This window comes from Parasedimentitalea marina (assembly GCF_004006175.1).
Classification (GTDB): domain Bacteria; phylum Pseudomonadota; class Alphaproteobacteria; order Rhodobacterales; family Rhodobacteraceae; genus Parasedimentitalea; species Parasedimentitalea marina.
The window spans coordinates 4,327,562-4,348,200 of sequence record NZ_CP033219.1; the positions used below are offsets into that span (position 1 = coordinate 4,327,562).

Consider the following 20,639-nt stretch of genomic DNA (forward strand, 5'->3'; position numbering starts at 1 on the left):
GCAGACCGCCCCACCCAATCTTGTTATCTAAATCAAATACCAGATTTGATTTTGGTCCACAGGCGAGTGACTTTGCGCTGGACCTTTATCGAGTAAGGGCTGGTGGTGTAGAGGTTCTGCAGTGTCGCCTCGTCCGGGTAGATGGCTGGATCTCCGATCACGTCCTCTTCCAACATTGGCTGGCTCGCCTTGTTGCCATTGGCGTAATAGACATAGTTCGATGCGGCGGCCATGTTGTTCGCGTCCATGATGAAATTCAAGAACTTGTGGGCTGCTTCGGGGTTTGGAGCGTCAACCGGAATGGCCATTTGGTCAAACCACATCAGTGCGCCTTCGCTGGGGGCGTTATAGGCAATTTCGACACCATTTTCGGCCTCGTCAGCGCGGTCACGGGCCTGCAAAATATCGCCTGACCAGCCGATCGCTACGCAAATGTCGCCGTTGGCCAATGCGTTGATGTATTCCGAGCTGTGGAACTTTTGCACATAGGGACGAATTGCCGACAAAACGGGCTCGACCTTGGCAATGACATCCGGGTCCTGACTGTCAGGGTTTTCGCCGATGTAGGCCAGAGCGGCCGGAATGATTTCAGCCGGAGCATCCAGAAAATGCACGCCACATTCTGCCAGTTTTTCCATGTTTGCAGGATCGAATACCAGTGCCAGAGATCCGACCGGAGCGTCGTCTCCTAGAGCTTCTGCAACTTTGGCAGTGTTGATACCAATGCCAGTGGTGCCCCACATGTAGTTAATCGAATGGGCGTTATCCGGGTCGTATTGGGCTGTGCGCTTTTCAATCACGTCCCACATGTTACCGGTGTTGGACAGTTTGGATTTGTCCAGCGGCTGAAATGCACCAGCTACGATCTGTCGCTGTAGGAACGTTCCTGAAGGCACCACAACATCGTAGCCTGATCCGCCGGCCAACATTTTGGTTTCCAGAACTTCGTTACTGTCGAAGACGTCGTAGATCAGTTTAATGCCGGTTTCTTCTTCAAACTTGGCCAGAAGCTCTTCGTCGATGTAGTCTGACCAGTTGTAGACGCGGACTTCTTCGGCCATTGCAGCGGTACTGCTCAGCGCAAGTATGGCGGTGAGTGTCATTGTTTTGAGTGTCATGAGTCTCTCCCTGTGCGAGCCGGTTTCGGGTCCGGCTTGAAATGATTTGATCAAGTTTTGCGTCTTTGGGCAATAGTGTTTATGTTTCCATCGTGGGCAGCGCCACGATAGGTGTCCCAAAAACAGGAGGAATGGGTGACGTGATAACCACTAAAAATACCAACCATCCGGTGCCAGATGCCAGCACCAAGGCCCCAGCGCATGAGACCGTCTATCAAACGATGCGAGAGCAAATATTGTTTGGTGAATTGGCCCCCGGGCAGGCTGTGACAATTCAGGGTCTGACCGAGTCATTGGGTGTGGGCATGACACCAGTACGTGAGGCGATCCGTCGGCTGATCTCGGATGGGGCACTGGTTTTTCAAGGAAACCGCCGGGTCTCTGTTCCAATGCTGGGTTCAAAAGATCTAGATGAGCTGATTTATGCAAGAAAAACAATAGAATGTGAGTTGGCGCGGCGGGCAACTCTGCGTGTGACGACTGACCATATCGGAGAACTTGCGCGCATTGATGACGCCTTGGATCGGGCGATTTCAGCCGGTGATGTGGCTGACTATCTTGCCCAGAACTACGCCTTTCACACCACTCTATACCAACATGCATATGCGCCTATATTGACGGATCTTGCGGACCGGTTGTGGTTGCGGTTTGGTCCGTCCCTGCGGGTGGTCTGTGGTCGTTTTGGTACCCAAAGCTTTCCCGACCGTCACAAGGACATTCTGGACGCACTGCAAAAAACCGATCCGGAATTGGCAGCATTGGCAATGGAGCGGGATGTAATGCAGGGAATGGAGCAGGTCAGCCAAGGATTGGTCGCCGTTAGCTGATTCGATTGACACCAGAGAATTTGATCATATTCTTAGGGCAACCCTCTGGATCAGGAGATTCCCCATGAGTGCGATTACCAATCATATGCCCACCGCCGAGTTGCAGGCTCTGGACGCGGCGCATCACATGCACCCTTTTACGGCCAACGATGAGTTGGCTGAAAAAGGGGCCCGTATTATCACGCGTGCTCGCGGTGTCCATCTGACCGACAGCGAAGGCAACGAAATCATGGATGCCATGGCGGGTCTTTGGTGCGTCAACATTGGCTATGGCCGTGATGAGCTGGCAGATGTAGCCGCGCGCCAAATGCGCGAACTGCCCTATTACAACACTTTTTTCATGACCACGCATGTACCGGCCATCGCGCTGGCCAAAAAGATCGCTGAACTGGCACCGGGTGATTTGAATCACGTGTTCTTTGCGGGGTCGGGGTCCGAAGCGAACGACACCAATATTCGCATGGTACGCCATTACTGGGCGCAAAAGGGTAAACCGACCAAGTCGGTGATCATCAGCCGCCATAACGCCTATCACGGTTCGTCGGTGGGCAGTGGATCCCTGGGCGGGATGAGCGCAATGCATGAGCAGGGCGGGTTGCCAATTCCCGACATTCACCACATCGACCAGCCGCATTGGTGGGCTGAAGGTGGTGATATGGACCCCGAAACCTTTGGCCTGCAACGTGCGCAAGAACTGGAAAAGGCGATTCTGGAGCTGGGCGAAGACCGGGTTGCTGCCTTTATCGCCGAACCTGTGCAGGGTGCTGGTGGGGTCATTGTGCCGCCTGCCAGTTACTGGCCGGAAATTCAGCGTATCTGCGATAAATACGAAATTCTACTAATCGCGGACGAAGTGATCTGTGGCTTTGGTCGCACCGGCGAATGGTTTGGCTGCCAGACTATGGGCATCCGTCCGGACATCATGACCATCGCCAAGGGGCTTAGCTCGGGCTATGCGCCGATCGGTGGCTCTGTTGTCAGTGATGAAGTTGCAGCGGTTATCGGCAGTGGCGAATTTAATCATGGGTATACATATTCAGGACATCCAGTTGCCGCGGCGGTTGCACTGGAAAACTTGCGTATCCTGGAAGAAGAGGGTGTCATTCCGCATGTGCGTGATGTGGCAGGGCCTTATCTCAAAGAAAAGTGGGAAGCACTGGCAGATCATCCATTGGTGGGAGAGGCCAGGATTGTTGGCATGATGGGATCAATCGCGTTGGTGCCCAACAAAAACAGCCGGGCACCATTTGCTGAGGCAGGCACCGCTGGTTTTGTCTGCCGTGAACGTTGCTTTGCCAACAATCTGGTGATGCGCCATGTTGGTGATCGGATGATTATCTCTCCTCCGCTGGTCATCACCACGGACGAAATTGATGTTCTGATCGCCCGCGCGCGCTTGGCTTTGGATGAATGCTATGCCGAATTGCAAAAGCGAAATCTGCTGACTGACGGTTGAAACCTGACCAATAAATGACCGTTGGGGTGGATTTTTGAACCCTGATAAACCCGGCCCCTGTCTCGATTTTCGAGTGGGGGCCGTTTTTATAGATTTGGTGCATCTGAAATGTAATTCTGAAATAGCGTACCAAAGCTGACGCATTTCATATGCCTAGTGTCGTAAAACGTCCGGTAAGGTGTTTGAAAGCGCCTAGGATAATATTCTGATCAAACGGTTGCATACTATTGCGTAGGTATGTTTACATGAAAAGGTTACAAGTGCAGAGCCAATCTGCCGGACCGAATAACCAGGGAGCTTGTTTTGGCTGATGTGTCAAACCTTGACGCGTTCGTAGAATTCGAACGTGTTCAAAAAAGTTATGACGGCGAAAATCTCGTTGTCAAAGACCTTAACCTATCCATGCCAAAGGGCGAGTTCCTAACCATGCTCGGGCCCTCAGGATCCGGGAAAACCACTTGTTTGATGATGCTTGCTGGTTTTGAAACCGCAACCCACGGCGATATTCGTTTGGGCGGTACGTCCATCAACAATATCCCGCCGCACAAACGCGGCATCGGCATGGTGTTCCAGAATTACGCGCTGTTTCCACATATGACGATTGCTGAAAACCTCAGCTTTCCGTTGGAAGTGCGCAAGATGGGCAAATCCGATCGCGAAGCAAAAGTGATGCGGGCGCTGGACATGGTGGAGATGGGGGCCTTTGGTGGTCGCCGTCCAGCGCAACTGTCTGGTGGTCAGCAACAGCGGATTGCCTTGGCGCGTGCGCTGGTGTTTGAACCCGAATTGGTGCTGATGGATGAACCGCTGGGCGCGCTGGACAAGCAACTGCGCGAAAAGATGCAGTTCGAAATCACCCACCTTGCGCACCGTTTGGGCATCACCGTTGTTTATGTGACCCACGACCAGACCGAAGCCTTGACCATGTCCGACCGTGTGGCTGTGTTCGATGATGGCCGCATCCAACAGCTGGATCCGCCGGATAGGCTGTACGAAGCGCCGCAGAACAGCTTTGTTGCGCAGTTCATCGGTGAGAACAATACACTGGAAGGTGTCATCAAAGAGATCAAAGGCGAAACAGCGCTGGTCCAGTTGGACAATGGTGATTTGATCGATGCCAAGCCCGTCAATGTGTCCAAGGCCGGCGAACGCACCCGTGTCTCTATCCGTCCTGAACGGGTTGAATACAATAAAGACCGGATGCCCGAAGGTGCCCATACGCTAAAAGCAGAAGTCATGGAGTTCATCTATATGGGCGACATCTTCCGTACCCGTTTGCGGGTAGCTGGCACCGAGGACTTCTTTGTCAAAACGCGTAATGCGCCAGACCAAGTACGCCTGAAACCAGGCCAACAGATTGAAATCGGCTGGTTGGCAGAAGATTGCCACGCACTGGACGCCTGATCCGGTCGTGACCTTTACCCCCGGCGGACAATGATCGGGGGAATTGAATATTCCAAGAAGATTTAACAAGGAGAGAGTCCAAATGAAACTCACCAAACTGTCTGCTCTGGTGGCCTCGACTGCGCTGTGCGCACCGATGGTAATGGCCCAGGACATGGCCGACGAAATGACCATCGTTTCCTGGGGTGGCGCATATTCTAAGTCGCAAAAGAACGCCTATCATGACCCCTATAGCGCCAATACCGGCGTAAAGATCATCAACGACGAAAGCTCGGCAGAAGCCGTCGCCAAACTGCGTGCGATGAACGAAGCTGGCAACGTAACTTGGGATGTAGTTGACGTTGTTGCTGCAGATGCAATGCGCCTGTGCGACGAAGGTCTGGCTATGGAGATCGATCCGGACACCCAACTGGCTGCAGCTCCAGACGGAACGCCGGCTTCGGAAGACTTTGGCGACCTGCTGGTTTCTGAGTGTTTCATTCCACAGATCGTTTATTCGACCACCTTTGGCTATCGCACTGATTTGGTAGGTGACACACCACCAACATCTATTTGCGCCATCTTCGACACCGAAGCCTATCCTGGCAAACGGTCGCTGGAAAAACGCCCAATCAACAACATGGAATGGGCATTGCTGTGTGACGGTGTTGCCAAAGAAGACGTCTATGACGTTCTGGAGACCGACGAAGGTCAGGAACAAGCTCTGGCTAAGCTCGACACGATCAAAGACGACGTGATTTGGTGGTCAGCCGGTGCTGATACGCCTCAGTTGCTGGCTGACGGCGAAGTTGTAATGGGTTCGACCTACAACGGCCGTTTGTTCTCGGTTATCGTAGAACAGAACCAGCCCGTTGCAATGCTGTGGGACGCCCAGGTGTATGACCTTGATGGTTGGATTATCCCAGCCGGTCTGAGCCCAGAGCGTCAGGCCCGTGCGCTGGACTATATCATGTTCGCGACCGACACCCAGCGTCTGGCAGACCAGGCCAAGTGGATCTCTTACGGTCCGGCCCGTGCATCTTCGGCTCCACTGGTTGGCAAACACGCCGATCTGGGTATCGACATGGCCCCACACATGCCTACCGACCCCAACAACGCCAAGAACACGTTCCTGTATAACTACGAGTTCTGGGCTGACTACCGCGATGACATCGACGGTAAATTCCAAGCGTGGTTGGCTAAATAATAGCTGACTAGTTATACCAAGGGGCGGGTCTCTGCCCCTTGGTTTATGGCGCAAAATTGTGCTGCTGTCCGATCCGGACGACTGGCGAACGCTCGGCTAGCGAGCGACGACTACGGGGACCCTCATGAGCGATACAACCGACACTGGCCCAGTGCTGGCGGCAGATGGCACGCCGCTAAAACGTAGTCTGGCACGCGCCTTACGGAGGCAAAAAATCCGGGCGCTGATGCTTGTAGCTCCGCTTTTGCTGTTCGTGCTGCTAACTTTCATCATGCCCATTGGCGACATGCTGTTCCGCTCGGTTGAGAACAACATTGTTAAGGACACGCTACCGAAGACGGTCGTGGCCCTGCGGGACTGGGATCCCGACAGTGGAGAAATTCCGGATGAAGCAGTTTTTGCTGCACTGGCCGAGGATCTCAAAGTTGCCGTCGAATCCAAGACACACACGCGTCTGGGCACGCGCCTGAACTATGAGCTGACGGGTATTTCGTCACTGTTCCGTAAATCAGGCCGCAAGATCAAAAAATGGGATCTCGCTCAGGATGGGCCTTTTCAGGCTAAGTTCATCGACCTAAACGATGGATGGGGCGAAATTGCCACCTGGCGCACGATCAAGACCTATAGCCCGAAATACACAAATGGATATTTCCTGAACTCCATTGATATGCAAAAGGGCACAAACGGCGCTGAAGCCCGCCCTGAAAATCAGCAAATTTATATCACTCTGTTCAAACGAACCATGTTTATGTCGATGGTCATTACCATCAGCTGCATTGTACTGGCCTACCCAGTGGCCTGGATCTTGGCCAACCTGCCGGCGCGTACTTCTAACCTGCTGATGATTCTTGTTCTATTGCCGTTCTGGACCTCGCTTTTGGTTCGTACCTCGGCGTGGAAAGTGATGTTGCAACAACAGGGTGTGATCAACGAAACCCTGGTCTGGCTTGGTCTGGTTTCGGACACTGATCGACTGGTGATGATCAACAATCAGTTTGGTACGATCGTGGCGATGACCCACATCCTGCTGCCTTTCATGATCCTTCCGATGTACTCGGTGATGCAGACCATTCAACCGACGTATCTGCGCGCTGCTAAATCACTGGGCGCAACCAACTGGACCGCATTCTGGCGGGTTTACTTTCCGCAATCCATACCGGGAATCGGTGCGGGGTCTATCCTCGTGTTCATCCTGTCGATTGGTTACTATATCACTCCGGAACTGGTTGGCGGTACCAAGGGCGTGTTCATCTCTAACCGGATCGCTTTCCACATCTCGTCTTCTCTGAATTGGGGGCTAGCCGCTGCGCTGGGTGCCATTCTGTTGGCAGTGGTTCTGATCCTGTACTGGGCCTATGACAAAATTGTCGGCATCGACAACGTGAAGCTGGGATAAAACAGATGGCATTAACACCTGTAGAAAATCAAACGCCCGGATTTGTTGCGGCAGTCGCCGCAAGCTCCGGTGCTTTCTTCGGCCTCTTCGTCGGCACCTCTCAAGGTTCCGGTTTACTGGGCATATTGGTCGGGGCGGCTATCATGGCTGCTTTGGGTTTTGCTCTTTCGTCGATGCTGGACAAGGAAAAACCGTTCCGTTGGGCGCTGATCGCGGCCTTTGCTGTGGTCGGATATGTCCTTGGCGGTCTGCCTGCAGCGGTGCTTGGCGTGTTGTTCGGTTGGTTCTCCGGCTGGTTTATTTTCTGGCTCGCCACGTCGCGGTATCGGGCACATCTGGCGCCATACCTGACCCCTGGGCAAGTCCTGTGGCATTATACGTTCCGGGTAATTTGCGGTGTGATCTTTACGTTCCTGATCACTCCGATCCTGGTGGTGATGCCGCTGAGTTTCAACGCTCAGGATTTCTTTACATTCACTCCGGAAATGCTGCGATTTGACCCGGCAGGCTATTCGCTGAAACACTATCAGGATTTCTTGGGCAATCAGGACTGGCAGAACGCCCTGTGGAATTCAATCAGGATCGCGCCGATGGCCACAGTCCTATCGGTTAGCTTTGGTACCCTGGCTGCGATTGGTCTTAGCCAACCACATGTGCCGTTCCGCCGTGCCATCATGGCAATCCTGATTTCCCCAATGATCGTACCGCTCATCATTTCGGCAGCAGGCATGTACTTCTTCTACAGCCGCATCGGGCTGCAGGGGACTTATATGGGCGTTGTTCTGGCTCATGCCGTGTTGGGCATTCCCTTTGTGATCATTACGGTGACCGCGACACTCGTGGGCTTTGACCGCTCCTTGACCCGTGCTGCCGCCAATATGGGTGCAGACCCCGTCACAACGTTCTTCCGGGTTCAGATGCCGTTGATCCTGCCGGGCGTGGTTTCTGGCGGGCTGTTCGCCTTTATCACCTCCTTCGACGAAGTGGTTGTGGTGTTGTTTGTTGGCTCAGCAGGCCAGAAGACCTTGCCATGGCAGATGTTTATTGGCCTGCGTGAGCAGATTTCGCCGACAATTTTGGCGGTGGCGACAATCCTGGTTGGAATTTCCGTCCTGCTGCTGGCCACACTTGAAATGCTACGGCGACGCTCAGAGCGCTTGCGCGGAATGTCACCGGGCTAAGTCCGTAACACTGAGACAAAAAAAGGCCCTGGCAAACGCTGGGGCCTTTTCGTTTAGGATCCTTCATCTGGCCAAAAATATCCCGGGGGAGAATTGGCCAAAGGCCAAGAGGGGGCTGGCCCCCTCCTTAGTCAACGCAAATGCTTCAATAAACTAAGCGAAGCATGCCCATCTGGAACCAAACTGTTGGCAACCTGATAGGCGCGAACGGCCGCACTTGTGTTTGGTCCGATTTTTCCATCCACGCCCTGGGTATCAAACCCCTTTCGTGTCAGCCGCTGTTGCATCTCCTGACGCTCTTTAAAACTCAGATCCCGATCATCGCGAGGCCAGGGATGTCGGATCGGGTCTCCGCCTCTGATCCGATCACTCAAGTGGCCCACAGCAATCACATAAGCGTCGGCAGCATTATAGCGTTCAATCACCCGAAAATTTTTGAACACCATAAAGGCGGCCCCATTACTCCCGGCGGGCAGCAAAATGGAACCAGCTCCATAGTCTGGCACAGCGCGACCATCGATCCCCGTGATCCCCAAAGCCGACCACTGCGCCGGGTTTTTCTTTGTCCTGCGATTGGCGAGGCCATAGTTGAACCCGCGTGGCAGCTGCACCTCGACACCCCAAGGCTGTCCCTTTACCCAGCCAAATCGTTCCAGGTAAGCCGCAGTTGAGGCCAATGCGTCGCTGGGATTGTCCGACCAAATGTCACGTTTTCCGTCACCTGTGTAATCCACTGCATAAGCCAGATAGGATGTCGGGATAAATTGAGTATGCCCCATTGCCCCAGCCCAGCTTCCGGTCATTTCACGCGGTGGCACATCGCCAGATTGCAAGATCTGGAGAGCGGCAATCAACTGACTCTCAAAAAATTTCCCCCTCCGACCATCAAATGCCAGGGTTGAAAGTGAGCGTATGACGTCCATGTTCCCTCGGAAGGTTCCATAGGAACTCTCCATACCCCAGACCGCCAGCACCACCTCTTTATCGACACCATAAGTTGCTTCAATCTGTTGAAGCTGTTGGTGATGGAGTCGCAAAGCCTCCTTGCCGTTCTCAATCCGTTTGTCCGACACGGCGGAATCAAGGTACTCCCAGATCGACGTGGTGAACTCCGACTGGTTTTGATCGCGGCGAATGACCTCTGGATCGTAGGTCACACCATTAAAGGCCCGGTTCAGTGTGGCGTTGGAAATGTCCTGCGCTACAGCTCGCTTGCGGAATTCCTTGATCCAGGTTTGAAAGCCTGGGTTCTGCGCAACTGATTGTGGCGCCAAATCAGGCCGTGCAACAGGCCGTATCGTTGTCACGGCATCAGCTGGATAATTCTTATCTTTCAACGCAATACCGTCAGGACGCCCTTCTGGACGCAAAGAGGCGACCGGGGCCGCAAAGGAAGCAGTTGTCGACAAACAGGCCATAACACTGGAGAAAACCAAAACGCGCATTCCGCACCTCACTCAAATTCTGCTCAAAGCCAGTGTACTCGGTAAGGAAAACTGGCAAAAGCAATCAATCCGGCGGCTTGCGAGGTTCCGCCGCCTTGGGCGACCCAGTTCCATCATGCGGTGCCAACCGCTGGGATCGAATTTTGGCAAGAGCTTCACGCAAAAGCGCAACGCGATGTGGACGAAAACTTTGTTTGGTGATCTGCAAATTCGACATACGATCAAGACGAAACACCCGAACGTCCTGCCGAAGCAGGCACCATGCGACCAAGATGGTAGAGTGGTCAAAGTAGACCAAGCTCAATGGTTTTACCTGTCGGGTTGTACACGCGCCTTTGGCGTCTGAATATTCAAATAACACCTCCAATTCATCCCAGGTGGCTTCCCGTAAATCAGAAACGCGAATGCGGGGCGCCTCTGGGCGTTGAAAACGGTGGGCGGTCAGGACGGCGTGGCGCAATCGATGGGATTGGCGTGGGGGCAATCTGCCCTGCAATTTGCGCAGCGCTTCACCGGCCGCTTCGGCCAGGTCGGGGTCGCCGATCTGCTGCACCTCGCGCAGGCCCAACACCAGTGCCTCTAGCTCGGTGTCGCGAAAGCCCATCGGCGGAAGGGCGTTGTCTTCGATCAGCGTGAACCCATACCCGGCTTCGCCGTCAATAATCGCCCCCATCTCACGCAGGGTGGCAATGTCACGATGGATGCTGCGACCGGACACGCCAAGTTCTTCTCCCAAACCTGCTGCGGTCTTGGGGCCGGGCCCTTGGCGTAGGGCTTGCATCAACTGGAATAGGCGAAGCGTTCTGGACATGTCTCACCTTACCTACCCCTGATGACAGAAACTGTCACCAGTGATGCGTAATAAGGGGGTAGATTTCAAATACAGGACTTGCCCGATGTTGACCTTGCTAACATATCCCCGCCACGGTGACGTTTTCAGCCTAAGCCCTTTTTGCGTAAAGGCAGCCCTATTGCTTACTTATGCCAAGCAGGCATTTAAGCGTGAGGACTTGAGCGATCCGCGCAAAATGCCGCATCGAAAGTTGCCGGTGTTGCGTACCCCTGCCGGGCTGGTGCCGGATAGCAATGACATTCGCCGTTATCTTGAAACCAAGGGAGCAGATTTTGACCCGGGTTTGTCGGTTCGGGAAAAGGCCCATGCTCAGGCGTTGATCCGATTGGCCGAGGACACTTTATATTTTCATGTGGTGTATGATCGTTGGGCGAACGAGACGGTCTGGCCCAGTATTCGCGAGACTTATTTCCGCGAAATCCCGGCGATAATCCGTCGCCCAGTGACCCATTCTATCCGACAGTCAGTTTGCACCGGGTTGGCGTTTCAGGGCACAGGCCGTTTCAATCAGACTGAACGGAGCGAGAGGTTGGAGCAGGATCTGCAGGCCGTTACGAACCTGCTGGAGGGCGGTTCCTTTTTGATGGGACATCAGATCACCAGCGCCGACTTTAGTGTCGCGGCCATGTTACAGGCGATGCGTTCGACCATGGTGGAAACCAGCCTGGTGCGACGTATCAGTGACGATCCGGTGCTGAGTGGCTATGTTGATCGGGTATTCCAAGAGGCCATGCCCTTACCATGACGTATCCCTTTGCTTGCGCCAAAGTTGAACAGGCTTTTGACCTAGAGGACGATGAGGCTCGCCGCGGGTTGTTGGCGCTGCGCGCGTTGATTTTTGAAACCGCTGCAGAGGTACCCGCAGTTGGACGGGTTGAGGAAGTCTTGCGTTGGGGGCAGCCAGCCTATGTGACGCCTGACAGCAAAAGCGGGTCAACAGTCCGGCTGGGGGTGCCAAAGGGAGCCCGGTTTGGTTTGTTCGTTCAGTGTCAAAGCCGACTGATCCCCGAGTACCTTGCGACATTCCCGGCTTGGGATCGTGTCGAGGGCACCCGGGCAGTGCTGTTTGACCATCCTCGAGAGGTTGAGCCGCTGCGCCACGGTTGGCTGATTAAACGGGCGTTGACCTATCACATCCGCGGGACAATTGAGAGCTGATGCGCAAGCAGGGGTGGGTGCAAGCACACACCCGTCACAGTCAGCGCTTTTTGCGGATCACCTTGCGCTTGACCTTATCGGTCTTGCGTTTAGCCTTGGCCTGTTTGCGTTTGCCGCCGGATCGGCCAGCCGGGCTGCGGCTGCCACCGCGGGGCAGGGGCTTGTCATCAATCGCCAGCAACTCCAGTTGGATTCCGCCAGTGACCGGGGTTGCCTCGGTGAGGCGCACGGTCACCTGTTGGCCGATCGCGATGATCAACCCGCTGTCTGAACCTTTTAGGGTGTTGGCATCGGCATCAAAGTGAAAGAATTCGCGCCCCAGGGAACGCACGGGCACCAAACCGTCGGCGCCGGTCTCATCCAGTTTCACAAAGGCACCAAAGCGGGCGATACCATTGATGCGACCGGTGAACTCATTGCCCACACGCTCGGACAAAAAGGCCGCCATATATCGATCGGTGGTGTCGCGTTCGGCCATCATCGACCGACGCTCGGTGTCGGAAATATGGGTGGCGGTTTGCTCGAGTTTGTCGACTTCGGCTGGGTCCAACCCGTCCTTGCCCCAGCCGTGCGAGGTCACCAGTGCCCGGTGTACGATCAGGTCAGCATAGCGCCGGATCGGCGACGTGAAGTGGGCATACTTGCTGAGCGCCAAGCCAAAGTGGCCGAAGTTTTCGACGCCGTAATAGGCCTGGGTCATCGAGCGCAGAGTTGAGATATTGATCAGCTCGGCCTCGTCGGTGTCTGCCGCAGCATTCAGCAGGGCATTCAAATGCCGGGTTTGCAGCACCTGACCCTTGGCCAGTGTCAGCCCCGCCGCTGACGCAATTTCACGCAGGGCATCCAGTTTCTCGGGCGAGGGTTCCTCGTGAACGCGAAACAGCTGAGGCGCGCGTTTGGCAATCAGGGTTTCGGCTGCTGCAACATTGGCCAGCACCATGAACTCTTCGATCAGGCGGTGTGCGTCCAGCCGGTCGCGGAAGTTGATGGAGCGAACTTTGCCGCTGTCATCCAGAATGATTTTGCGCTCGGGCAAGTCCAATTCCAGCGGCTGCCGGGCGGCGCGGGCCATTTTCAGGGCGGCGTAGGCGGCATAAAGCGGCTTGATCACTTCGTCCAGCAGCGGGCCGGTGCGGTCATTAGGGGCGCCATCCATGGCCTCTTGGACTTCGGCGTAATGTAGCGAGGCGGCAGAACGCATCAGAGCGCGTTCAAAGCGATGCGCGATCTTGTTGCCGTCGGCATCCAGCTGCATGCGTACTGCAATACAGGGACGCGGAACACCTTCGTGTAGCGAGCAGAGGTCACCGGACAGCCGGTCGGGCAGCATCGGCACCACGCGGTCGGGGAAATAGCTGGAGTTACCCCGCTTGCGTGCCTCGCGGTCCAATGCGGTGCTAGGGCGCACATAGGCGGCGACATCTGCGATAGCGACCCAGACGACATGACCGCCCGGGTTCTTGGGATCGTCATCGCCGTGGGCATAGCAAGCGTCATCGTGGTCGCGGGCGTCCGATGGATCGATGGTGACCAGAGGCATGTCGCGCAGGTCCGTGCGGCCTTTTAGATCCATGGGCTTGGCCTTGTCGGCCTCGGCTACAACTGAATCCGGGAAATTATCGGGGATACCGTGTTGGTGAATGGCAATCAGCGAGACCGCCTTGGGGGCGGATGGGTCGCCCAGACGTTCAACGATGCGGGCGCGCGGCAGGCCCATGCGCCCTTTGGGGCCGGCCTGTTCGGCCTCGACCAGCTCGCCGTCGCGGGCATCATGGGCGGCGGCCTCGGCGACCATCCATTCAGACGAGGCGGATTTGTCGATCGGGACGATACGCCCACCTTCGGATCGTTTGCGGTATATGCCCAAAATTCGTTTCGGATTGGTGCCAATACGGCGGATCAGGCGGGCCTCGTAGGCGTGGTCTTCGTCTTGCACCACGGTTAAGCGGGCCAGAATGCGGTCGCCCTGTCCCAGTGCCGGATCGCCCTTGCGGGGTATAATCAGAACGATGGGTTCTGCCCCGGTCCCGTGCCACTCCATTGGTTGTGCAAACAGATCGCCGTCGTCGTCGGGCGATTTGACCAGCAGCATGGTCACTGGCGGCAATTGATCCGGATCGCCATAGCTTTTCTTGCGCTTTTGCAGGTGGCCTTCGGCCTCCAGCTCTTTCAGCATGCGCTTCAGATCAATGCGGTCAGATCCTTTGATACCAAAGGCCTTGGCAATGTCGCGTTTCGAGGTGAGGGTCGGGTTGGCTGAAATCCAGTCGAGGATCTCTGCCTTGGAGGGTATACGGCTCATATCCCCCGCCTAGCATGGTCAGAGGGCAAGGTCATCGGAAAATATCAGGTAGTGGATTTTGTTAGGTCAGCGATGGTATCTACGTCGCGCAGAGGGTCAGTTAGGGCAATGCGGTACCCAGGCAAGGTTGCCATACTGTCATGTAGTGCGTGCTCACTGGACCAACGGACATTGGTGAACAGACCAGGGGGCTGGCGTTGCGGGTGCTTTAAGCCGATCAGCCAATAGCCACCGTCCAGCGCGGGACCGAACGCCGCATCGTGATCCCCTAGCATTGTAAAAGCGCGTGCAATGTGAGCGGGAGAGATATCGGGGATATCCGCACCGATCAGACAGACCGGACCGGGCGCCGCTGTCCGCAACATACGCGCCATGCGTTGACCCAGGTCGCCGTGTCCCTGTGGTATCCGGGATAGGTCAGCGGGCCATATGCGCGCAGGCACTGCGTTGTCCGGCGCTACGGCCAGTACCGTCCGCCATCGTGGGTCGCGCAGGCGACGGATCAGCCGGGTGGCGTGATGGCGATACCACCAGGCCGCCGCAACCATACCCATGTCACGTCCTAACCGAGTCTTGACCCGTCCAGCCTGCGGCAGCTTTAGCATGATGATCAGCGTCGGCTTCACTAGAAGGTCAGCACCATATCTCGATGTTCTATTCCTGCGTCCAGATAGACCGGCCCATCCACCGAAAAGCCAAGCTTTTCATAGAACCCAAGGGCGTGAAGCTGCGCGCCCAGCTTGGCCTTGCTGACATCGGGCCTGTCCCTAGCAATCTGCACTGCGGCTTTGATCAGCCCGGCTCCTAATCCGGTGCCGCGCGCTGATTTCAACACGCAAACCCGGCCAATCTTGGCGATATCGCCTTGATACACCACCCGAGCAGTTCCGATTGGCAGTCCCTTCTCTGTCGCCAACAGATGTGTGGCCAGTTTATCCAACTCGTCTATTTCTTCTTCGACAGGGACGTCTTGCTCGACAACAAAAACTTGATGGCGCAATGCGAAACAGATGTCGTGATCATTCGTAATCGAGATCAAGGGGCTCATGCAAAATAGTCCGTCAGAATACGGTGATAGATAGCTTTCAACTGGTGGATCTGCGCGACCTCGACCCGCTCATCCACTTGGTGCATGGTTCGGCCAACCAGCCCAAATTCTACCACCGGGCAGTGGCTCTTTACAAACCGCGCGTCCGAGGTGCCACCAGTGGTCGACAACTTGGGTTTCACGCCGCATTCAGCCTCGACCGATGCTGAGACCAGGTCGGACAGTGGACCGGGGGCTGTGATAAAGCTTTCGCCGGAAATCTTGATCTTGGCGTCGATTCTGAGGTCAAACTCCGCAGCTATTTTGGCGGCTTCATCCTGTAGCCATTGAGTAAGGTCCGCGCCGGTATGGGCGTCATTAAACCGGATGTTCACCGTCGCCGATGTCTGCGCGGGGATAACGTTGGTGGCGCTGTTGCCGGTGTCGATGGTCACCACTGCCAGTGTTGAGGCATCAAAGTGTTCAGTGCCCTGATCCAGTTCGTGACTGGCCAGATGATCCATCAATCTGACCATCGCGTTCAGCGGATTGTTGGCGCGGTGCGGATAGGCTGAGTGGCCCTGAACACCGGTCACCGTGAACCAGGCCGTCATCGATCCACGACGACCGATTTTAATCATCTCGCCCATGGTGTCGGGGCAGGTGGGTTCGCCAACCAAACAAACCGACATCGCCTCATCTTCTGCCGTCATGTAGTCCAGCAGCGCGGTCGTGCCGTCCACGGCGTCGCCTTCTTCGTCGCCTGTAATGGTCAGGATGACAGCACCGTTAGGCGGTGTGTCGCGGACAAAATCAATGGCCGCCGCAGCAAAGGCAGCCACCCCTGACTTCATGTCGGTTGCTCCACGGCCGTACATGAAGCCGTCTTTTTCTTCGGCGCCGAAGGGTGGCATGGTCCAGGCCGCCTCATCCCCCAGTGGCACCACATCGGTGTGGCCGTTAAACCCAAAGGTCCGTTCGTGTCGCTTTTCGCCCCAACGGGCAAATAGGTTGCTGACCTCGCCCCGATCAACGCGCGAACATGTGAAACCAGCCTCGGTCAGCAGCTTATCCAGCAGAACCAGCGCGCCGCCCTCAACCGGTGTGACCGAGGCGCATTGAATCAGATCGGCGGTGAGACGGGCGGGATCGATGGCGGGCATTTGCGAACTCCGGAAAATATGTATTGCCTTGGCGTAACGCGAATTTAGATGCGGTGCAATTCGGGTGTTTTTTCGTGCGTATAGTAAATGTGACGCAAAAGCAGCGACATGACATGAAACTATCTGGCCGGATGACAGATCGCTTCGGCCTATGTTAAGGGTTTCTTTAATAAAGAACCCGAGGCAGGGCATCCGAGCACAGCGGTCACCGTAATAGCGGGGCCACAATTTCAACCACCGTCAACAGGCGGGGTCCGTGTGAAATGACGGGGGAGAACCCTCGCGGTGGATGTTTTGTCTCATTGTGGAATGAGGCAGAGACATGGTTGCAGCATCAGAACTTACTTATCAGACGAATGCCAGCGCCATGGATATGGCAGATGCGATTTTTGGTGACGGTGTCACGGTTGTTAGCGCCGATTACACTGGCGATAGCCGGTCTTCAGCGATTTATTCAGATGGTGACAGTATTGCGCCGGGCGCTACACCTGGTGACACCGGTGTCATATTATCTACCGGCCGAGCAAACCAATATACGAATTCATCTGGACAAGCGAACCAGGACACAAATCAATCTCGAAATACCAGCGGTGAAAACAACAATTCCGACTTCAACAATGCTGCCGGAACCAACACCTATGATGCCTCTTACCTGGACGTTACCTTTATCCCCGACGCGTCGGTAATGACGATGCAGTTCATCTTTTCCTCTGAAGAATACCCCGAGTTCCAAAATTCAGTTTATCAGGATTTTGTGGGTGTTTGGATCAACGGTGTGCAAGTCGACATGGCGGTCGGAAACGGTGATGCTGATCCTGGTAACCTGAACTCTACCAACAATGAAAATCTGTTCCTTGATAACTCTGGTGACGCCTATAACACTGAAATGGATGGGCTGACGGTCACCATGACGCTGACTATGACTGTCATTCCGGGGGTCGAAAACACCATTCGTATTGGTATCGCCGATGTGTCTGATAGCAGTTATGACAGCAATCTTTTGATCGCCGGAGATTCAATACAAGTTGATTTGGTCGCGCTGGAAGATTCTACAAATCTGTATCCAAACGGCAGCAAGACAATCGATGTTTTGGCCAATGACATTAATAACTCCGGCGGAACGCTGACCATTACACATGTGAATGGAGTCGCGGTTTCTGCTGGGTCTGTGGTGACGTTGAACACTGGTCAGACAGTTCTTCTGAACGCTGATGGCACACTGACATTGACGGGGGACGGCGACACTGAGAACTTTAACTTCACCTACACGGCGTCTGACGGGACCAATTCGGACACTGGTTTCGTCAACGTCAGCTCGATTCCATGTTTCGTTGCCGGATCACGGATCCGCACCCCCTACGGTGAGTTTCCGGTCGAAGACCTGCAACCAGGCGACTTGGTTGAAACCCGCGACGATGGTGCTCAACCAATTCGCTGGATTGGTGCCCGGCTGGTCGAGGCAGAGGGGGATTTTGCCCCCATTCACATCCGCAAGGGAACTTTTGGATCGCACGAAGACCTGTTGGTGTCGCCTCAGCACCGGGTTCTTGTACGCGACAGCCTGGCCGAATTGCTGTTTGGGGAAGCCGAAGTGCTGGTGGCTGCCAAGGATTTGCTAAACGATCGCTCGGTGACCCGTCGCCCCGGCGGTGAAGTGACCTATGTGCATTTGATGTTTGATCGCCATCAGGTGATCTTTTCTGAGGGGCTCGAAACTGAAAGCTTTCTGCCGGGTCCGCAGACTACAAAATTGCTAGAGCAGCCAGCTGTCGATGAAATTTGTGCATTATTCCCTGAATTGGACCCAGCCACGGGCGAGGGATACGGGTCCGCAGCCCGGCCAACGTTGAAATCTTACGAAGCCCGGCTGTTGTCGGCGACAAGGGCTGCTTGATCCGATGGCCTGGCTGGCGGTGTCGTCCCCGCATTGCAATCGATTTAACGCACGTGGACTTGAAGCAGATGTTGTATCTGGGCAGAGGAGCCCAGATCCGGATACCCTATTGGTTCGGGGGTCATTGGTGGTGGAATTGCGACTGCCAAACAGTCAGCGACCTGAGCCAATGGTGTTGTTTACGCAAGATGGGGACTGGCCTGTAAGGCTGGCCTTGCGGGCAGTTCCTGGCGGCGGTCTGAATCTGGTCCTGGAACAGTCAGGTACAATTGAGCACCGGACCTTGAACCCAACCGAATCTGGTCGAACAGACCTGTTACGCCTGACTTATTCATGGGATGCCCCCCGGCGATGGGGTCGGTTGGCGCTAGAGCGGGTAGATGGTGGTCTGGCGCAGATCGTCGACCTGAAAAACCCACGACCTTGGCGACTGGCTGACCTGAAGGCCATGCTACAGCCAAGTCCGTTTCGCTTCGTTTCCTCGGATGTGCAATATTTGGCGCTGTCTGATCAAATAGAGCCGGTCGGCCCAATGCCATCGTTGGCAGAGCATACGCCAATTGCAACGCCGCAGGGCTACCGGTCTTTGGCGACACTGCAACGCGGCGACCTGGTACTGGCGGGCGATGGCACCACGGTACCAGTCTTACATGTTGTAAGGCGATCTATGCCGACTCTGGGGTCGTTTCATCCAATTCGATTGCGGGCACCTTATTTTGGATTGCAACAAGACATTGACGTGGCGCCGTCGCAGCGGTTGGTGTTGTCAGGGTCAGAGGTAGAGTATTTGTTTGGCCAGCAATCAGTATTGGTGCCTGCGCGTCATCTTCTGGCCACTCATACAGCGCTCCAGCCCATGATCGATCAGCCGGTGAAGACCTTTATGCAATTGCTGTTACCCGATCATGCCGCGCCTCTGGCGGCTGGCGCCGTCGTGGAAAGTTTGTTTATAGGACGCCTGCGCCGGGACAAAACCCGGTTGGCTGCAAGCCTATTGGCGGAGTTCGACCGATCTAGCCTACCTGAACATGGCCGTTCAAAGTATCCTGTATTGCGTTCCTTTGATGCCACGGTCTTGGCGGAACGTCGGATTGCTTAAATTGTGTGCACTTGCGCGACAGCAGCGTTCAGATTAGACGTGGATCACGCTTTTTTCATCATCTGAATGGCCCTTTGTTGCGAACTTTTGCCTCCCTTATATTTCTGCTGGTGACATGGGGACAGTCTCTGACTGCACAGACCCTATCTGTTGCTACAGTTACCCGACCACCATTTTCACTTGTTGAAAATGGTCGCGATTCCGGGTTCTCAATCGAACTTTTGGCGGCTCTGACCGAGCGATTGGGATGGGAGTATGAGATCAACAGGGTTGATGTATTCTCTGACATGCTGGGCGTCGTGCGTCGTGGCGAGGTCGATTTGGCGATAGCCAATATTTCCATCACAGCTGCCCGTGAAATTGAAATGGACTTTAGTCAGCCGATTTTTGAAAGCGGTTTGCAGATGATGGTCAAGATCGAGGACATGCAGGCGCCGTCATTGTTGAAGGCGGTATTGTCTTGGGATCTGGTGGTGGCCATAGGCATCGCTTTTGTGCTGCTGGTTGGGGGTGGCATGTTGATGTGGGTGTTCGAGAGGCGTGCTCAGCCGTATTTCGACCGCCCATTGAAAGAAGCGTGGTTTCCCTCGTTCTGGTGGGCGTTGAACCTGGTGGTCAATGGTGGTTTTGAAGAACGGGTACCGCGCACGCCAATTGGGCGGATGTTTGGTGTGACCTTGGTGATTTCGTCGCTATTCGTGGTTTCAGTATTTGTAGCCAAGATCACTGCAGTCATGACTGTGGATGCGATCACCGGGTCAGTGAATTCAATCAATGATCTGTATGGCAAGCACGTCGGCACCATCAAGGGGTCAACGGCTGCTGGATTTCTTGACCGGCGCGAGATTGAGTATCGCGAGTATGATGGACTGTCTGATATGATCGCGGATTTTGAGGAAGGCGCTATTCGGATTGTCGTCTTTGATGCACCTATTCTGAGTTATTATACCGCCCACGATGGTGCCCGCTTTGGGCGCACTGTGGGGCCGGTTTTTCTCAAAGAAAATTACGGCATCATTTTTCCCGATGGCTCGGACCGGGTAGAAGACGTTAATCGCACCCTGCTGGCCCTGCGTGAAGATGGAACCTACGACGCGATTTACCGCCGTTGGTTTGGCGCACGCGACTAG

General features: G+C 55.1%; 18 protein-coding genes. 11 read left to right on the top strand and 7 right to left on the bottom strand.

The annotated features are described in order from the left end of the window. Positions 1 to 32 precede the first annotated feature (32 nt). On the bottom strand, positions 33 to 1,118 hold the full coding sequence (locus tag EBB79_RS20835; RefSeq protein ID WP_127750731.1) for a polyamine ABC transporter substrate-binding protein: 1,086 nt from the start codon (positions 1,116 to 1,118) through the stop codon (positions 33 to 35). A gap of 131 nt (positions 1,119 to 1,249) precedes the next feature. Between EBB79_RS20835 and EBB79_RS20840 the strand changes: the two genes are divergently transcribed. The 6 genes from EBB79_RS20840 to EBB79_RS20865 all read left to right on the top strand — a co-directional run bounded on the left by EBB79_RS20840 (position 1,250) and on the right by EBB79_RS20865 (position 8,568). Next, the gene (locus EBB79_RS20840) at positions 1,250 to 1,945 is read left to right on the top strand and encodes a GntR family transcriptional regulator (protein WP_127750732.1); all 696 of its coding nucleotides are present in this window, start codon (positions 1,250 to 1,252) and stop codon (positions 1,943 to 1,945) included. 64 nt (positions 1,946 to 2,009) lie between these two features. After that, entirely contained in the window at positions 2,010 to 3,401 is a 1,392-nt protein-coding gene (locus EBB79_RS20845; RefSeq protein WP_127750733.1) for an aspartate aminotransferase family protein, read from the top strand. 303 nt (positions 3,402 to 3,704) lie between these two features. After that, positions 3,705 to 4,805, top strand: coding sequence for an ABC transporter ATP-binding protein (locus EBB79_RS20850; protein WP_127750734.1), 1,101 nt, complete (start codon positions 3,705 to 3,707; stop codon positions 4,803 to 4,805). An 82-nt stretch (positions 4,806 to 4,887) separates the two neighbouring features. Next, positions 4,888 to 5,991: an extracellular solute-binding protein gene (locus EBB79_RS20855; RefSeq protein ID WP_127750735.1), complete on the top strand. Its 1,104-nt coding sequence runs from the start codon at positions 4,888 to 4,890 to the stop codon at positions 5,989 to 5,991. Between the two features lie 124 nt (positions 5,992 to 6,115). Then, positions 6,116 to 7,387: an ABC transporter permease gene (locus EBB79_RS20860; protein ID WP_127750736.1), complete on the top strand. Its 1,272-nt coding sequence runs from the start codon at positions 6,116 to 6,118 to the stop codon at positions 7,385 to 7,387. A 5-nt stretch (positions 7,388 to 7,392) separates the two neighbouring features. Further along, positions 7,393 to 8,568 (top strand): ABC transporter permease, encoded by a 1,176-nt coding sequence (locus EBB79_RS20865; protein WP_127750737.1) that lies wholly within the window; start codon positions 7,393 to 7,395, stop codon positions 8,566 to 8,568. A 131-nt stretch (positions 8,569 to 8,699) separates the two neighbouring features. Here EBB79_RS20865 and EBB79_RS20870 read toward each other — a convergent pair whose 3' ends face one another. Together EBB79_RS20870 and EBB79_RS20875 are read right to left on the bottom strand one after the other, a co-directional pair. Further along, positions 8,700 to 10,013: a lytic murein transglycosylase gene (locus EBB79_RS20870; RefSeq protein ID WP_127750738.1), complete on the bottom strand. Its 1,314-nt coding sequence runs from the start codon at positions 10,011 to 10,013 to the stop codon at positions 8,700 to 8,702. A gap of 64 nt (positions 10,014 to 10,077) precedes the next feature. Continuing rightward, the gene (locus tag EBB79_RS20875) at positions 10,078 to 10,824 is read right to left on the bottom strand and encodes a helix-turn-helix transcriptional regulator (protein WP_127750739.1); all 747 of its coding nucleotides are present in this window, start codon (positions 10,822 to 10,824) and stop codon (positions 10,078 to 10,080) included. A gap of 85 nt (positions 10,825 to 10,909) precedes the next feature. Here EBB79_RS20875 and EBB79_RS20880 point away from each other — a divergent pair, with 85 nt between their 5' ends. Beyond that, positions 10,910 to 11,611 (top strand): glutathione S-transferase family protein, encoded by a 702-nt coding sequence (locus EBB79_RS20880; RefSeq protein WP_127750740.1) that lies wholly within the window; start codon positions 10,910 to 10,912, stop codon positions 11,609 to 11,611. Beyond that, complete coding sequence (locus EBB79_RS20885) at positions 11,608 to 12,024, top strand: DUF1801 domain-containing protein (protein ID WP_127750741.1); 417 nt, start codon at positions 11,608 to 11,610, stop codon at positions 12,022 to 12,024. Before EBB79_RS20880 ends, EBB79_RS20885 begins: the two co-directional genes overlap by 4 nt. Before the next feature lie 40 nt (positions 12,025 to 12,064). Here EBB79_RS20885 and rnr read toward each other — a convergent pair whose 3' ends face one another. The 4 genes from rnr to dapE are packed head-to-tail and all read right to left on the bottom strand — an operon-like array spanning position 12,065 to position 16,516. Next, on the bottom strand, positions 12,065 to 14,326 hold the full coding sequence (gene rnr / locus EBB79_RS20890; RefSeq protein ID WP_127750742.1) for a ribonuclease R: 2,262 nt from the start codon (positions 14,324 to 14,326) through the stop codon (positions 12,065 to 12,067). A gap of 44 nt (positions 14,327 to 14,370) precedes the next feature. Then, a complete protein-coding gene (locus EBB79_RS20895; RefSeq protein WP_127750743.1) occupies positions 14,371 to 14,952 on the bottom strand; it encodes a TIGR04282 family arsenosugar biosynthesis glycosyltransferase in 582 nt (193 codons plus the stop codon). Next, on the bottom strand, positions 14,952 to 15,374 hold the full coding sequence (locus EBB79_RS20900) for a GNAT family N-acetyltransferase (RefSeq protein WP_127750744.1): 423 nt from the start codon (positions 15,372 to 15,374) through the stop codon (positions 14,952 to 14,954). The genes EBB79_RS20895 and EBB79_RS20900 overlap by 1 nt, the downstream gene beginning before the upstream one ends. Then, positions 15,371 to 16,516, bottom strand: a complete 1,146-nt coding sequence (dapE, locus tag EBB79_RS20905; protein ID WP_127750745.1) for a succinyl-diaminopimelate desuccinylase — start codon at positions 16,514 to 16,516, stop codon at positions 15,371 to 15,373. Before dapE ends, EBB79_RS20900 begins: the two co-directional genes overlap by 4 nt. A gap of 322 nt (positions 16,517 to 16,838) precedes the next feature. On the opposite strand from dapE, the gene EBB79_RS20910 reads away from it, so the two are divergent. The 3 genes from EBB79_RS20910 to EBB79_RS20920 all read left to right on the top strand — a co-directional run bounded on the left by EBB79_RS20910 (position 16,839) and on the right by EBB79_RS20920 (position 20,639). After that, positions 16,839 to 18,410, top strand: coding sequence for a Hint domain-containing protein (locus EBB79_RS20910; RefSeq protein WP_127750746.1), 1,572 nt, complete (start codon positions 16,839 to 16,841; stop codon positions 18,408 to 18,410). Between the two features lie 127 nt (positions 18,411 to 18,537). Next, complete coding sequence (locus tag EBB79_RS20915) at positions 18,538 to 19,509, top strand: Hint domain-containing protein (protein ID WP_127750747.1); 972 nt, start codon at positions 18,538 to 18,540, stop codon at positions 19,507 to 19,509. 74 nt (positions 19,510 to 19,583) lie between these two features. Then, on the top strand, positions 19,584 to 20,639 hold the full coding sequence (locus EBB79_RS20920; protein ID WP_127750748.1) for a transporter substrate-binding domain-containing protein: 1,056 nt from the start codon (positions 19,584 to 19,586) through the stop codon (positions 20,637 to 20,639).

What these genes read in the sequence shown, in the direction of transcription:
- EBB79_RS20835 (WP_127750731.1), bottom strand. Translation starts at nt 1,118, where the DNA reads ATGACACTCAAAACAATGACACTCACCGCCATACTTGCGCTGAGCAGT.
- EBB79_RS20840 (WP_127750732.1), top strand. Translation starts at nt 1,250, where the DNA reads ATGGGTGACGTGATAACCACTAAAAATACCAACCATCCGGTGCCAGAT.
- EBB79_RS20845 (WP_127750733.1), top strand. Translation starts at nt 2,010, where the DNA reads ATGAGTGCGATTACCAATCATATGCCCACCGCCGAGTTGCAGGCTCTG.
- EBB79_RS20855 (WP_127750735.1), top strand. Translation starts at nt 4,888, where the DNA reads ATGAAACTCACCAAACTGTCTGCTCTGGTGGCCTCGACTGCGCTGTGC.
- EBB79_RS20860 (WP_127750736.1), top strand. Translation starts at nt 6,116, where the DNA reads ATGAGCGATACAACCGACACTGGCCCAGTGCTGGCGGCAGATGGCACG.
- EBB79_RS20865 (WP_127750737.1), top strand. Translation starts at nt 7,393, where the DNA reads ATGGCATTAACACCTGTAGAAAATCAAACGCCCGGATTTGTTGCGGCA.
- EBB79_RS20870 (WP_127750738.1), bottom strand. Translation starts at nt 10,013, where the DNA reads ATGCGCGTTTTGGTTTTCTCCAGTGTTATGGCCTGTTTGTCGACAACT.
- EBB79_RS20875 (WP_127750739.1), bottom strand. Translation starts at nt 10,824, where the DNA reads ATGTCCAGAACGCTTCGCCTATTCCAGTTGATGCAAGCCCTACGCCAA.
- EBB79_RS20880 (WP_127750740.1), top strand. Translation starts at nt 10,910, where the DNA reads ATGTTGACCTTGCTAACATATCCCCGCCACGGTGACGTTTTCAGCCTA.
- EBB79_RS20885 (WP_127750741.1), top strand. Translation starts at nt 11,608, where the DNA reads ATGACGTATCCCTTTGCTTGCGCCAAAGTTGAACAGGCTTTTGACCTA.
- rnr (WP_127750742.1), bottom strand. Translation starts at nt 14,326, where the DNA reads ATGAGCCGTATACCCTCCAAGGCAGAGATCCTCGACTGGATTTCAGCC.
- EBB79_RS20900 (WP_127750744.1), bottom strand. Translation starts at nt 15,374, where the DNA reads ATGAGCCCCTTGATCTCGATTACGAATGATCACGACATCTGTTTCGCA.
- dapE (WP_127750745.1), bottom strand. Translation starts at nt 16,516, where the DNA reads ATGCCCGCCATCGATCCCGCCCGTCTCACCGCCGATCTGATTCAATGC.
- EBB79_RS20910 (WP_127750746.1), top strand. Translation starts at nt 16,839, where the DNA reads ATGGTTGCAGCATCAGAACTTACTTATCAGACGAATGCCAGCGCCATG.